Origin of the sequence: Mycobacterium sp. IS-1590, assembly GCF_001500025.1 — a bacterium.
GTDB lineage: Bacteria > Actinomycetota > Actinomycetes > Mycobacteriales > Mycobacteriaceae > Mycobacterium.
Map to the genome: position 1 here is coordinate 92192 of NZ_LQIW01000005.1, position 13469 is coordinate 105660.

Below are 13469 nucleotides of genomic sequence, written 5' to 3' on the forward strand. Positions count from 1 at the left end.
CCTCTCGTCGGCGGCGACGTCTTTTCGACCGCTGTCCTTGCTATCTTGTACAAGATAGCATTACTGTACGTCTAACCGTATAGCTCGAGATTGGCGGATTCAACGGTGACCGATGCGGCTGACGACGGCGTGGTCGAGACATCGCACGACGGCGCGGTCCTGCGTATCACGCTGAGCCGGCCGTCCCGGCGTAACGCGTTGAGCCGCAACATGACCGACGCCTTGGTGACGACGTTGACCGCCGCCGCCACCGACGACTCCCTTCGCGCGGTGCACATCACCGGCGACGGATCGGACTTCTGCGCGGGCGTGGACTGGGTGGCGTCCAACGCCGGTGACCGGCGCCCCCGCACCGGCGACATCGTCCGCCGCCAACCCCACACCGCGCATCGGGTGGTCGAACTGGTCCACACGCTTCACCTACCGGTGGTGTGCACGGTTCGCGGCTGGGCCGCTGCCCTCGGCTGCAACCTGGCGCTGGCGGCCGATTTCACCGTGGCCGCGAATGACGCCGTGTTCTGGGAGCCGTTCCTCGGCCGCGGCTTCAGCCCCGACTCGGGCTCCACCTGGCTGCTGCCCCGTCTCGTCGGCCTGGCGCGCGCCAAGCGGATACTGCTGCTGGGCGAGAAGGTCAGCGGTGCCGACGCCGCCGAGTGGGGGCTGATCCACGCCGCGGTCCCGGAGTCCGAATTGTCCACCGTGAGCGCCGAACTCGTCGAACGGCTGGCCGCCGGGCCGACTGTCGCGACCGGGCTGGCCAAACAGTCCATTCACTACGGCCTGCACGCGTCGCTTTCCGACACCATGGACCGCGAGCTCTACAACGTCGAGTTGTCGTGCCGGACCACCGATTTCAAAGAAGGACTGGCGGCGTTCCGTGACAAGCGCCCGCCGGAATTCCAAGGGCGCTGACGGAGAAGGAACCGAGTATGTCCCCCACTTTCGACGACATCACGTACGAGGTCTACGGGCACAAGGCCACGATCACCTTGAATCGGCCGAATGCGCTCAACGCGCTGAGCCCGCACATGATCACCGAACTGCGCGCCGCCTACGACGAGGCCGAGAACGACGACGCCATCTGGACACTGATCGTGACGGGCACGGGCCGCGCGTTCTGCACCGGTGCCGACGTCGGCGAGATCCCCGATGACGGCAGGGTCATCTACGAACGGCCATACCTGTCCACCTACGAACAGTGGGAGGCGCCGCAGGAGGGCACTCCCCCGTTTCGGCGGATGGCCAAGCCGGTCCTCACCGCCGTCAATGGATTGTGTTGCGGTGCGGGGCTGGACTGGATCACCACCGGTGACATCGCGATCGCCTCCGAGAAGGCCACGTTCTTCGATCCGCACGTGAGCATCGGCCTGGTGGCAGGCCGCGAGATGGTCCGGCTGGCGAGGATCCTGCCCCGCAACATCGCGCTACGCATGGCGCTGATGGGCAAGCACGAGCGGATGAGTGCCGAAAGAGCCTACGAGCTGGGCATGATCAGCGAAGTGGTGGAGCACGACCGGCTGATGGAGCGTGCGCACGAGATCGCCGACATCGTGAACTCCAATGCCCCGCTGGCGGTCCGGGGTACCCGGTTGGCCATTCACAAGACGCTTGACCTTCCGCTGCACGAGGCCGAGATCCTCGCCGAGACATTCCGTGAACGGGTGGTGCGCACCGACGACGCGGCCGAGGGCCCCAAGGCGTTCATGGAAAAGCGCGCCCCGAACTGGCAGTGCCGATGAACACGTCGGCGACATTCGAGACCATCACGGTCGATGTGGATGCGGCCGACCACGTCGCGACCATCACGCTGAACCGTCCGGACTCGCTGAACGCCTTCAACCGCACAATGTGCGAGGAGATGTCGAAGGCGTGGCGCCTCGTCAAGGCCGACGACACGGTCAACGCGGTGGTGCTTCGCGCAGCGGGTGACCGCGCGTTCAGCGCGGGCCTGGACGTCAAGTCGTCCTACGGCCAGCCCGATAACGTGTGGAACCACGAAGACCCCGGAGAGCATCTCAGCCCGAAGTGGCAGAAGATGTGGAAGCCGGTCGTGTGCGCGGTGCAGGGCATGTGCACGGCGGGTGCGTTCTACTTCCTCAACGAGGCCGACGTGGTGATCTGTTCGGAGGAGGCCACGTTCTTCGACTCCCACGTGAGCGCCGGCCTGGTGTGCGCCCTGGAGCCGATCGGGCTGATGCGACGAGTCGGGCTTGCCCAGTCGCTGCGGATCGCGTTGATGGGCAATGACGAACGCGTCAGCGCCACGACGGCTCTGCAGATGGGCCTGGTGACCGAGGTGGTGCCGGCCGACCGCCTGTGGACGCGCGCTCATGAGATTGCGGCCGGTATCGCCGCAAAACCGCCGTCAGCGACGCAAGGCACCGTCAAGGCGATCTGGGAGTCGTTGGAGAAACCCTACCGCGCGGCGATGGAGCAGAACCTGATCTACACCCGGCTGGGCAATCCGCTCGGTCAGGCCGAGCTGACCGCCGCGCCGCCGACCACCCGATCCGAGCCCAGGGTCCGCTGATGATCGACCACCCGCTCAGCCGACGCATCCGGGACGTCTTGGCACTCGACGCGGACGCACCGGCCATCGAATTCGAAGGGCAGTGGGTCGCCTGGGGTCAGCTGGCCGCGATGGCCGCCCAGGTCCACGGGGTCGGGGTCAGGGGACGGCAGATCGGAATGCTGTTGCGCAACAAGCCCGCTCACGTCGCGAGTTTCCTCGGAGTCCTGCTCGGAGGCGGCACCGTGGTCGTCGTCAATCCGTCCCGCGGCGACGAGCGCATCAGAGACGACCTCGACGCGCTCGCGCTGCCGGTGGTGATGGGCGAACAGGACGACCTGACGCGACTGGTGAGCACCCCGGGCACCGCCACGGTGGCGATCTCGACGGTCTCCCACCCCATCCGCGTGGCCGCGGCCCCTGCCCCGGTACCCGAGGAGAGCCGCGTCGGCGTCGCGGTGCGGATGTTGACCAGCGGCACGACCGGGCCACCCAAGCGCATCGATCTGACCTACGACATGTTGGCGCACAGCGTGATCGGCGAGGGCTTCGACGAAGCCCCGTCGCCGAAGCAACTGCGTCGCGGGGTGGCGATCGTCAACGCCCCGCTGGTGCACATCGGTGGGGTCTTCCGGGTTCTGCAATGTGTCTGCGAGGGGCGCCCTTTCGCCCTGCTCGACCGCTTCGAACTGAATCGCTGGGCCGAGGCGGTGCGGCGTCACCGTCCGCGCGCGGTGTCCCTCGTGCCCGCGGCGCTGCGCACGGTGCTGCACTCAGACCTGACCCGCGACGATCTGGCCGGAATCCAGGCCGTTACCTCCGGCACCGCACCGCTGTCCCCCGAGGATGCCGATGCGTTCACCGAGAAGTTCGGCATACCGGTTCTCACGTCCTACGCCGCAACCGAATTCGGCGGCGGGGTCGCCGGCTGGACCCTGGCCGATCACCACCAGTACTGGCAGACCAAGCGGGGCAGTGTGGGGCGGGCCAGCCTCGGCGCACAGCTGCGCGTCGTCGACGACGATGGCCAGCCCGTCGGTGTCGATCAGCCCGGCCTGCTCGAGGTCAAACCCGGCCAGTTGGGCCCGGCGGCGGACTGGATGCGCACCACCGACATGGCCCGCATCGATGCCGACGGGTTCGTGTGGATCCTGGGACGCGCCGACCAGGCGATCATCCGCGGCGGCTTCAAGGTCATGCCCGACGATGTGCGCGCAGCACTGGAGAGCCACCCCGCGGTGCACAGCGCCGCCGTGGTCGGTCGACGCGACGAACGACTCGGGGAGACGCCGGTGGCAATGGTGCAGCCGCGTGAACCCGTCGATGCCGCTACCCTCGAGGAGTTCCTGCGAAACCGCCTGGCCCGCTACGAGGTTCCCACCGCGATCGCGATCGTCGAGCAGATGCCGTGCACGCCGTCGGGGAAACCCGACCTGAGCGCGGTGCGGCAGCACTTCCAAGTCGAAGCCACCGTCGACCATGCCTGATCGCACCGTCGGGTCGGTGCTGCGCACACAAGCCCGTGCGCGCGGCGATCATCTCCTGCTGATCTGCGACACCGACCGGTTGAGCTACGTCGATGCCGAGTGCCGGTCCGCACGGCTGGCCCGCGGGCTCATCGCGCTGGGCGCGGGCAAGGGCACCCACGTCGGCGTGCTGTACCCCAACGGGTCGGAGTTCGTCGTCGCGATGCTGGCCGCCGCGCGGATCGGCGCCGTCGTCGTCCCGGTCTCGACAATGGCGACCTCGCCGGAGATGCGCGAGCAACTCGGCCACGCCGACGTCGAGATTCTGCTGGCCACAGGGTCATACCGCTCCCACGACTACCGGCAGCGGCTCGCCGAGGTCGAGGGCCTCCCGCTGCTGCGTCGTGTCCTCATCAACGCCGAACCGACCGAGATGGCCACTGCCGACCTGCTCGCAGCGCTCGAGGACGACGTCGAACCCTGCGACGAGCTGGCGATCGTCTACACGTCGGGCTCGACCAGTGCGCCCAAAGGTGTCGTCCACACGCATGCCGGGTTGCTCGACCACCAGGTGGTGCTCAACGAGATCCGCGGGCTGACCGCCGAGGTGAAGCTGTTCAGCAACTCGCCGTTCTTCTGGATCGGCGGATTCGCCTACTCGGTCTTGGCCACGCTGCTCGCGGGCGCGACGCTGCTGTGCTCCAACGCAGTCGACGCCGCCGAAACCCTCGGCCTGTTGGAGACCGAGAAGCCCACGATGACCAACGGATTCGTCGCCGGCATCGCCCACCTGGCGCGCCACCCGAGCCTGCCGAACCGCGACCTGTCCTCGATCCGGCGAGGCAACCTCTACCCGATCATGGCGCCCGAGGTGCGGCCCGCCGATCCCGAGCTGCGCCACACCATGCTCGGCATGACCGAGTCCGGCAGTGTCATCCTGGCCTGCGCCGACGAATCCGACCAGCCCGAGCATCGGCGCGGCTCCTTCGGCAAGCCGGTTTCCGGGTTCGACGTCAAGGTCGTCGATCCCGACACCGGCGATCCGGTCGGCGTCGGAACCGTCGGCGAACTCTGCGCGCGTGGGCCGTTCATGATGCAGCGGTATTACAAACGCAGCCGTGAAGAATGTTTCGACGCCGACGGGTGGTTCCACACCGGTGACCTCGTCCGCACCGACGCGGACGGCTTCTATTATTTCGTCGGCCGCCGCGGCTCCATGATCAAGACCGCTGGCGCCAATGTCGCACCCGTAGAAGTGGAGCGGGCGATCGCGAAGGTGACCGGCGGGGTCGTCGCGCACGTGCTCGGCCTCCCCGACGCCGAACGCGGCCAGTTCGTCGCGGCGGTCGTCGCACTGGAGAACGGCGCGTCGTTCGACGAGGCCGGATGTCGTGAACGACTCAAGACCGAGTTGTCGGCGTACAAGATCCCGCGGCGCTTCGCCGCCGTGCCGGCCGCCCACATCCCGGTGTCGTCGAGCGGAAAGGTCGACTTGTCCCGGTTGGCAGAGGTTTTCGATGTCTGACACGATCGACGCTCTGGTGCGATCGCGAGCCGCCGAATACGGTGACAAGCCGGCGGTGATCGACCCGTCGGCCAGGGTCACCTACGCCGAGCTCGACGCCTCCACGCAAGAACTGGCCGCCGCCTTCGTGACCGCGGGCGTGGGCAAGGGCAGCCGGGTCGCGTTGATCATGCCCAACAGCGTCGAATGGGTGCGGATCGCGATATCACTGACCCGCGTCGGCGCCGTGTTGGTGCCGTTGAGCACGCTGCTGCAACCCCCCGAACTGGCCGCCCAACTCCGCGTCGCGGCCGTGCAGTTCGTGGTGGCCGTCGAAGAATTCCGCGGCCACCGCTATCTCGACGACATCCGTGCCGAACGCGGCGATCTTCCCGCCCTGCGCCAGGTTTGGCGCGCGGACCGGCTCCCCGCGGGCGGTGCGGCACCCGTCGACGAGATCGCGGCCGCGGTCACGCCGAGCGACACGTTGGCGATCATGTTCACCTCCGGCAGCAGTGGCCCGCCCAAAGGAGTGATCCACTCGCACGGCAACGCTCTGGACGCGGTGCGATCCGGTCTGGCGGCGCGTTGCATCGTCGCCGACACCCGGTTGTATCTGCCGATGCCGTTCTTCTGGGTGGGCGGGTTGGCCGGCGGTCTGCTGTCCGCGTTGCTGACCGGCGCGACGCTGGTGACAGAACAGATTCCGCGACCGGAGGCGACCTTGCGGCTGCTCGAGCGTGAACGCATCACCCTGTTCCGCGGCTGGCCCGACCAGGCGCAGGCGCTGGCACGCGCGAACACCACCGTGGGAGCTGACCTTTCGGAGCTGCGGCCCGGCAGCATGGAGGCGTTGCTGCTACCCCAACTGCGCGGCGCGCCGGGCTCGCGGGCCAACTTGTTCGGCATGACCGAGTCGTTCGGGCCGTACTGCGGCTATCCCGCCGACACCGACATGCCGCGCTCGGCCTGGGGCAGCTGTGGAAAACCGTTCGACGGCATGGAAGTTCGCATCGTCGACACCGACACCGGTGAGCCCGTGCCGACCGGCACCGTCGGGATGATCCAGATCCGCGGGCCACACGTGATGCGCGGGATCTGTCGCCGCAGCCGCGAAGACGTGTTCACCCCCGACGGTTTCTACCCCACCGGCGACCTCGGGCATCTCGACGACGACGGTTTCATGTTCACGCACGGCCGCCGCGATGACATGTTCAAGGTCAGCGGCGCGACGGTCTATCCCAGTGAGGTGGAGCGGGCGTTGAAGACCATCGACGGCGTGCACAACGCGATCGTGACCGACGTGGCGGGTGCCGTCGGCGCCGTCGTGGTGACGGCACGTCCCGTCGACGAGTTGCGCGCCGAGGCCCGAAACCGGTTGAGCGCCTTCAAAGTGCCGACGGTGTGGCTTGTCACCGGCAACGACGACGACATCCCCCGCAAGGCGTCGGGCAAGGTCGACGTCCGCGCGCTACGCGAGGTCCTACGCGGGCAGGTCAGGTGACGACGCCTCGCTCGGTGAGGTGGTCGATCAATGGCTTCGCGCCCGCGGCGAGGTGCTCGGACATCTCGGCGCGGGCACGCGCCTCGTCGTGCTGTTCCAGCGCGGCCAGCAGCCTGCGGTGGTGATCGTTCGACTTCTCCGGCCAGCCCGCGATGACCGGGAACACCGACTCGGGCGCGTAGCGGGTGATCTGTGACATCAGCTGAGCCAGCTTGGGTGAGTCTGCGGCGACGTTGATCGCGCGGTGGAACTCGTGGTTGAGCCGTACCGCCCGCTCGTCGTCGGCGGCGGCGTACGCGGCTTCCAGATCGGACTGGATCTGCTTCAAGTCGCGCAGCTGCTCGTCGGTGATGTTGGCCGCGGCCCGCGCCGCGAGCTCACCGCCGATATGGGCCTGCACGTTCGACACGTCGGTGAGATCGCGCCCGGTCACCGGCAACACGACGAATCCCCGCCGCGGCTGCTGAGCCAGTAGTCCTTCGGCCTTCAACTCGAACAGCGCCTCGCGGACAGGGGTGACGCTGATGCCCAGCTCGGCGGCCAGCTGATCCAACCGCACGTACTCACCGGCGGCGTAGGTGCCGTCGAAGATGCGTTTACGCACGAAACGTGCGACGTCCTCGGCGAGTTGAGGCCGGAAGGCGAATTCGGGCGCTGTCACCGTCACACCTGATAGTCGGCGAGCAACCGCTTGCTGATGATGTTCTTCTGGATCTCGCTCGTGCCCTCACCGATCAACAGGAACGGGGCGTCGCGCATCAATCGCTCGATCTCGTATTCCTTCGAGTACCCGTAGCCGCCGTGGATCCGGAAACTCTGCTGGGTGACCTCCGAGCAGAATTCGCTCGCGAGGTACTTCGCCATGCCGGCCGCGACGTCGTTGCGTTCCCCGGAATCCTTCAGCCGGGCGGCGTTGACCATCATCAGATGGGCCGCCTCGACTTTGGTTGCCATCTCGGCCAATTGGAAGGCGATGGCCTGGTGCTCGGAGATCGGCTTGCCGAACGTCTGCCGCTGCTGGGCGTACCGGACCGCCAGTTCGAAGGCGCGGATGCCCACACCACACGCCCGCGCCGAGACGTTGACCCGGCCGACCTCGATCCCGTCCATCATCTGGAAGAACCCCTGCCCCGGCGCCTCGCCGAGGATGTCGTCGGGTTTGGCCAGGTAGCCGTCGAAGATCAACTCGGTGGTGTCGATGCCCTTGTAGCCGAGCTTGTCGAGCTTGCCGGGAATCGTGAGCCCGGGCGCGACTTCGCCGTAGCCGACCGGCTTTTCGACGAGGAACGCGGTCAGGTTGCGATGGGGTTTATCGGCCCCCTCGTCGGTGCGGACCAGCACCGCGACCAGCGTGGAGGTGCCGCCATTGGTCAACCACATCTTCTGACCGTCGATCCGATAGGTGCCGTCGTCGTTGCGGGTGGCCCGTGTCCGGATGGCGGCGACATCGGATCCGAGTTCGGGTTCGGACATCGAGAACGCGCCGCGTGTCTCCCCCGTCGCCATCCGCGGCAGGTAGTGCTGCTTCTGCGCATCGGTGCCGTGCTGGCGCAGCATGTAGGCGACGATGAAGTGGGTGTTGAGCACACCGGAGATGCTCATCCAGCCACGCGCCAACTCCTCGACACACAGCGCATACGTCAGCAGCGATTCGCCGAGGCCGCCGTACTCCTCGGGAATCATCAGCCCGAACAGCCCCATCTCCTTCATCGCATCGACGATGGCCTGCGGGTAGGTGTCGGTCCTCTCGAACTCCGGCGCGTTCGGAATGATCTCCTTCTCGACGAATTGCCGTACGGTGGAGAGGATTTCGGTCTGCACGTCGGTAAGCCCGACGGTCTGCGCGAGTTTGGTCATGCGCCCACCCGCTCGAACACCGCGGCCAGCCCCTGGCCTCCGCCGATGCACATGGTTTCCAGTCCATAGCGGGCGCCACGCCTGGTCAGCTCGCGCGCCAGCGTCGCCAACATCCGCCCGCCCGTCGCACCCACGGGGTGTCCGAGCGAGATCCCCGAGCCGTGCACGTTCGTGCGTTCCCGGTCGGCGTCGCCGAAGTTCCACTCCCGCATCACGGCAAGGGCCTGTGCGGCAAACGCCTCGTTCAGCTCGATCAGGTCGATGTCGGCCAACGACAGTCCCGCCTTGGCCAGCGCAACCTCGGTGGCAGGCACCGGCCCGATACCCATGACGTTGGGCGCCACGCCCGCCGAACCCCATGACACCAGCCGCACCAGCGGCGTCAGCCCCAGCTCTTCGGCCTTTTCGCGCGTGGTCACCACGCACATCGATGCGGCGTCGTTCTGGCCACTGGCATTTCCCGCCGTGACCGTCGCCTCCGGATCCTGCTTACCGAGAACGGGTCGCAGCTTCGCCAGTGTTTCCAGCGAGGTGTCGGGCCTCGGATGCTCGTCGGTGTCGATCGCTTCCTCGCCCTGCCGGGTGCGCACGGTGACGGGGATGATCTCCTCGGCCAGGATGCCGTCCTTCTGGGCGGCGACCGCACGCCGGTGCGACGTCACGGCAAGCTCGTCCTGCTCTTCCCGGGAGATGCCGTACTGCCTGCGCAGGTTCTCCGCGGTCTCGAGCATTCCGCCGGGCACCGGGTAGTGCCTGCCGCCGGCGGTGGTGCGTCCGCGGGCCAACGAGTCGTGCAGCATGACACCGCCGGGCGCAGGGCCCCAACGGATGTCGGTCGAGTAGAACGTCACGTTGCTCATGCTCTCCGCGCCGCCCGCGACCACGACGTCGCTGTCACCGGCGGCGACCTGCAGACAGGCCTGGACGACGGCTTGCAGACCCGAACCGCACCGCCGGTCGACCTGCATACCCGGCACGGTCACCGGCAGCCCGGCGTCCAACCCCACGACGCGTCCGATGGCGGGCGCCTCGCTGCTCGGGTAGCAGTGACCCAGGATCACGTCCTCGACCGCCTCGGGCTGGACTCCGGTGCGTTCCAGCAGCCCCTTGAGCGCGGTGACGCCGAGGTCGACGGCCGTGAGCGACTTGAACATTCCGCCGTAGCGGCCGATCGGCGTGCGCACCGGTTCGCATATGACGGGCTCGCGGATGCTCACAGGTGCCGTCCCCCGGTGATCTCGAGAACGGTTCCGGTCATGTACGAGGACAGGTCGCTGGCCAGGAACAGGGCGACCTTGGCCACCTCCTCCGGCTCGCCGGCACGGCCCATCGGCACCTCGGCCAGCTTCTGGTCCCACGCCTTCTGTGGCATGGCCTCCGTCATCGCCGAGCGGATCAGTCCGGGCTGAATGGCGTTGACCCGCACCCCCAGATGGGCGAGTTCCTTGGCCGCGGCCTTGGTCATACCGACAATGCCTGCCTTGGCCGCCGAGTAGTTGGTCTGCCCGATCATGCCGACCTTGCCCGAGATCGACGACATGTTGACGATGGCGCCGCGCTTGTTCTCGCGCATGATCGGCGCCGCCGCCTTCAGCCCGTTCCAGGTGCCCTTCAAATGCACGGCGATCACCTGGTCGAACTGCTCTTCGGTCATCTTGCGAAGCGTCGCGTCACGGGTGATGCCGGCGTTGTTGACCATGATGTCCAGGCCACCGAACCGCTCCACCGCGGCGCCGACCAGGGCCTCGACGTCGGCGGCGTTGGTGACGTCACAGCGCACTGCCAGCGCGACGTCCTCGCCGCCCAGCTTCTCGGCCGCCGCTTCGGTCGCGGTGAGATCCACATCGCCCAACACCACTCGCGCACCTTCGGCGATGAACCGCTCGGCGATCGCGTATCCGAGACCTTGCGCACCTCCGGTCACGACCGCCGTTTGTCCGGCCAACAGCGACACCTGATCACCCCTTCACTGGTCATGGCCCGTCCGGGGCCGCGTCAATCGAACATCATATTTCATATATGATCGCGCCCAGTTCGGCGGTGTGCGCCGAAGCTCTTTACCGCGCAAGGTTTCGCCGAGACGTCGAGCGGTGACCAACGTTCGCAGAAGAGAAGAGGGATGAGGAGCACAGGATGACGACGTCCGAAGTCAGCGACGAGGACTTCCAGGAGATCCTGGCGCAGACCCGTCACTTCGTCCGCACCGCGGTGATCCCCCGCGAGCAGGAGATCCTGGCCTCCGACCGCGTTCCCGACGACCTGCGCGAGCAGGCCAAGAAGATGGGCCTCTTCGGCTACGCGATCCCCCAGGAGTGGGGTGGGCTGGGGCTGGACCTCTCGCAGGACGTCGAGCTGGCGATGGAGCTGGGTTACACCTCGCTGGCGCTGCGCTCGATGTTCGGCACCAACAACGGCATCGCCGGACAGGTCCTGGTCGGGTTCGGCACCGACGAGCAGAAGGCGCGCTGGCTCGAGCCGATGGCCACCGGCGACGTCGTGGCGTCGTTCGCGCTCACCGAGCCGGGGGCCGGCTCGAACCCGTCGGGCCTGCGCACCAAGGCCGTTCGGCAAGGTTCGGGGATCGACGCGGATTGGGTGATCACGGGCCAGAAGCGGTTCATCACCAACGCCCCGACCGCAGACCTCTTCGTCGTGTTCGCCCGCAGCCGCCCCGCCGACGCGGATGGCGCGGGCATCGCCGTGTTCCTGGTGCCCGCCGACACCGCCGGTGTCCAGATCGGCGCCAAGGACGCGAAGATGGGCCAAGAGGGCGCGTGGACCGCGGACGTCAGCTTCGACGACGTGCGCGTGCCCGCCGAAGCGCTCGTCGGCGGCAGCGAGGACATCGGCTATCGCGCCGCAATGATCTCGCTGGCGCGTGGACGCGTGCACATTGCCGCCCTGGCGGTCGGGGCCGCCCAACGCGCGCTCGACGAGTCGGTCGCCTACGCCGCCACCGCGACCCAGGGCGATACACCGATCGGCAGCTTCCAGTTGGTGCAGGCGATGCTTGCCGATCAGCAGACCGGCGTGATGGCCGGCCGCGCCATGGTCCGCGACGCCGCGCGCCAGTGGGTCACCGGCGAGGACCGCAGGGTGGCGCCGTCGGCGGCCAAACTGTTCTGCACCGAAATGGCCGGCGATGTCGCCGATCTCGCGGTCCAGATCCACGGCGGCAGCGGATACATGCGTGAGGTCCCCGTGGAACGCATCTACCGCGATGTGCGGCTGCTACGGCTCTACGAGGGCACCAGCGAGATCCAGCGGCTCATCATCGGGTCCAACCTCGTCAAGACCGCGCAGAAGGAGCACTGATGGGCACGCTCACCGGCCGGGTCGCATTCATCACCGGGGCCGCGCGAGGACAGGGTCGCGCACACGCCGTCCGGATGGCCGCCGAGGGCGCCGACATCATCGCCGTCGACATCGCCGGAAAGCTCCCGGACTGCGTTCCTTACGACCATGGGACCCCTGAGGACCTCGCCGAGACGGCCCGACTGGTCGAGGCCACTGGCCGGCGAATCATCACCTCGCAGACCGACACTCGCGACGCCGAGTCCCTCAACGAGGTTGTCGCCGAGGGTGTCGCGGCGTTCGGCCGGCTCGACGTGATCGTCGCGAACGCCGGTATCTCACCACCGCAGGTGTGGGACGAGATCACGCCGGATGATTTCCGCGACGTGATGGACATCAACGTGGCGGGCACCTTCAACACCGTGCGGGCCGGCGCGCAGCACATCATCGACGGTGGCCGGGGCGGGTCCATCATACTGATCAGCTCGGCTGCGGGAATCAAGTTGCAGCCGTTCATGATTCACTACACCGCCAGCAAGCACGCCGTCACCGGCATGGCCCGTGCGCTCGCCGCCGAACTCGGCAAGCATTCGATCCGCGTCAACAGCGTTCACCCCGGTCCGGTGAATACCGCGATGGGTTCGGGCGACATGATCACCGCGATCGCCAAGGTGATGGAGACCAACCCTTCGCTGCAGCACATGATGACGCCGTTCCTGCCGACCTGGGTGTTGCAGCCCGAGGACGTCGCCGAAGTGGTGTGCTGGCTGGCCGGCGACGACTCGAGACACCTGACGGCGACGGCCATTCCGGTGGATCAGGGCTCCACCCAGTACTGACGCAACCCGGTACCGCCGAGAAGTCTCAGCGGATGAAGCGGACGATCGACTCCGCAACCGCGGCAGGCTTTTCCGAATCCTCGATCTCGATCGTCGTGGTCATCGTCGACTGCACGGCACCGTCGAGCTGGACGATTTTCGTCAGTTCGGCCCTGGCGCGGATCTTGGCGCCGACCTTGACCGGGGTGATGAAGCGAACCTTGTTGTATCCGTAGTTGATCGCCATCGCGACGTTGCCGACCGTGTAGAGCTGGTGGGAGAAGTGCGGGAGCAGCGACAAGGTCAGCAAGCCGTGGGCGATCGTCTGGCCGAACGGCCCGTTGGCCGCCTTCTCCGGGTCGACGTGGATCCACTGGTGGTCCTCGGTCGCGTCGGCGAACAGGTTGACGCGGTCCTGGGTGACTTCGAGCCATTCGGTGGGTCCGAGTTGGCTGCCCTCGGCCGCGATGAACTCGTCGAGGTCGCTGAACTTCTTCACTACTTCTCCTTCGTACCG

General features: G+C 67.4%; 13 protein-coding genes. 8 read left to right on the top strand and 5 right to left on the bottom strand.

All coding sequences use genetic code 11. The features are described from left to right. Positions 1–105: 105 nt before the first annotated feature. From AU197_RS06160 to AU197_RS06185, 6 genes are read left to right on the top strand one after another with little or no spacing between them, the layout of a single operon-like run. On the top strand, positions 106–912 hold the full coding sequence (locus AU197_RS06160) for an enoyl-CoA hydratase/isomerase family protein (RefSeq protein WP_064401645.1): 807 nt from the start codon (positions 106–108) through the stop codon (positions 910–912). Positions 913–929: 17 nt separating this feature from the next. After that, positions 930–1739: an enoyl-CoA hydratase/isomerase family protein gene (locus AU197_RS06165; protein ID WP_064401646.1), complete on the top strand. Its 810-nt coding sequence runs from the start codon at positions 930–932 to the stop codon at positions 1737–1739. Continuing rightward, positions 1736–2530 carry an enoyl-CoA hydratase/isomerase family protein gene (locus AU197_RS06170; protein ID WP_064401691.1) on the top strand — a complete coding sequence of 265 codons (795 nt, stop codon included), beginning with the start codon at positions 1736–1738 and terminating at the stop codon, positions 2528–2530. The genes AU197_RS06165 and AU197_RS06170 overlap by 4 nt, the downstream gene beginning before the upstream one ends. Continuing rightward, positions 2530–3996, top strand: a complete 1467-nt coding sequence (locus AU197_RS06175) for a class I adenylate-forming enzyme family protein (RefSeq protein WP_064401647.1) — start codon at positions 2530–2532, stop codon at positions 3994–3996. The genes AU197_RS06170 and AU197_RS06175 overlap by 1 nt, the downstream gene beginning before the upstream one ends. Next, a complete protein-coding gene (locus tag AU197_RS06180) occupies positions 3989–5500 on the top strand; it encodes a class I adenylate-forming enzyme family protein (RefSeq protein WP_064401648.1) in 1512 nt (503 codons plus the stop codon). The genes AU197_RS06175 and AU197_RS06180 overlap by 8 nt, the downstream gene beginning before the upstream one ends. Next, entirely contained in the window at positions 5493–6983 is a 1491-nt protein-coding gene (locus tag AU197_RS06185) for a class I adenylate-forming enzyme family protein (protein WP_064401649.1), read from the top strand. The genes AU197_RS06180 and AU197_RS06185 overlap by 8 nt, the downstream gene beginning before the upstream one ends. On the opposite strand, the gene AU197_RS06190 is transcribed toward AU197_RS06185, so the two are convergent. From AU197_RS06190 to fabG, 4 genes are read right to left on the bottom strand one after another with little or no spacing between them, the layout of a single operon-like run. After that, entirely contained in the window at positions 6976–7644 is a 669-nt protein-coding gene (locus AU197_RS06190) for a GntR family transcriptional regulator (protein ID WP_064401650.1), read from the bottom strand. The two genes, AU197_RS06185 and AU197_RS06190, sit on opposite strands and share 8 nt — an antisense overlap. A gap of 2 nt (positions 7645–7646) precedes the next feature. Next, on the bottom strand, positions 7647–8840 hold the full coding sequence (locus AU197_RS06195) for an acyl-CoA dehydrogenase family protein (protein ID WP_064401651.1): 1194 nt from the start codon (positions 8838–8840) through the stop codon (positions 7647–7649). Then, a complete protein-coding gene (locus AU197_RS06200) occupies positions 8837–10051 on the bottom strand; it encodes an acetyl-CoA C-acetyltransferase (RefSeq protein WP_064401692.1) in 1215 nt (404 codons plus the stop codon). Before AU197_RS06200 ends, AU197_RS06195 begins: the two co-directional genes overlap by 4 nt. A gap of 2 nt (positions 10052–10053) precedes the next feature. Further along, complete coding sequence (gene fabG, locus AU197_RS06205) at positions 10054–10794, bottom strand: 3-oxoacyl-ACP reductase FabG (protein ID WP_064401652.1); 741 nt, start codon at positions 10792–10794, stop codon at positions 10054–10056. Positions 10795–10973: 179 nt separating this feature from the next. Here fabG and AU197_RS06210 point away from each other — a divergent pair, with 179 nt between their 5' ends. Both AU197_RS06210 and AU197_RS06215 read left to right on the top strand, forming a co-directional pair. Next, a complete protein-coding gene (locus tag AU197_RS06210) occupies positions 10974–12155 on the top strand; it encodes an acyl-CoA dehydrogenase family protein (protein ID WP_064401653.1) in 1182 nt (393 codons plus the stop codon). Beyond that, a complete protein-coding gene (locus AU197_RS06215; RefSeq protein ID WP_064401654.1) occupies positions 12152–12973 on the top strand; it encodes a mycofactocin-coupled SDR family oxidoreductase in 822 nt (273 codons plus the stop codon). Before AU197_RS06210 ends, AU197_RS06215 begins: the two co-directional genes overlap by 4 nt. Positions 12974–12998: 25 nt before the next feature. Here the strand turns inward: AU197_RS06215 and AU197_RS06220 are convergent, their stop codons facing one another. After that, the gene (locus AU197_RS06220) at positions 12999–13451 is read right to left on the bottom strand and encodes a MaoC family dehydratase (protein ID WP_064401655.1); all 453 of its coding nucleotides are present in this window, start codon (positions 13449–13451) and stop codon (positions 12999–13001) included. Positions 13452–13469: the final 18 nt, after the last annotated feature.

Bases quoted from the DNA above. Each gene is read 5' to 3' on its own strand.
- AU197_RS06165 (WP_064401646.1), top strand. From the start codon at position 930: ATGTCCCCCACTTTCGACGACATCACGTACGAGGTCTACGGGCACAAG.
- AU197_RS06210 (WP_064401653.1), top strand. From the start codon at position 10,974: ATGACGACGTCCGAAGTCAGCGACGAGGACTTCCAGGAGATCCTGGCG.
- AU197_RS06185 (WP_064401649.1), top strand. From the start codon at position 5,493: ATGTCTGACACGATCGACGCTCTGGTGCGATCGCGAGCCGCCGAATAC.
- AU197_RS06180 (WP_064401648.1), top strand. From the start codon at position 3,989: ATGCCTGATCGCACCGTCGGGTCGGTGCTGCGCACACAAGCCCGTGCG.
- AU197_RS06195 (WP_064401651.1), bottom strand. From the start codon at position 8,840: ATGACCAAACTCGCGCAGACCGTCGGGCTTACCGACGTGCAGACCGAA.
- AU197_RS06170 (WP_064401691.1), top strand. From the start codon at position 1,736: ATGAACACGTCGGCGACATTCGAGACCATCACGGTCGATGTGGATGCG.
- AU197_RS06175 (WP_064401647.1), top strand. From the start codon at position 2,530: ATGATCGACCACCCGCTCAGCCGACGCATCCGGGACGTCTTGGCACTC.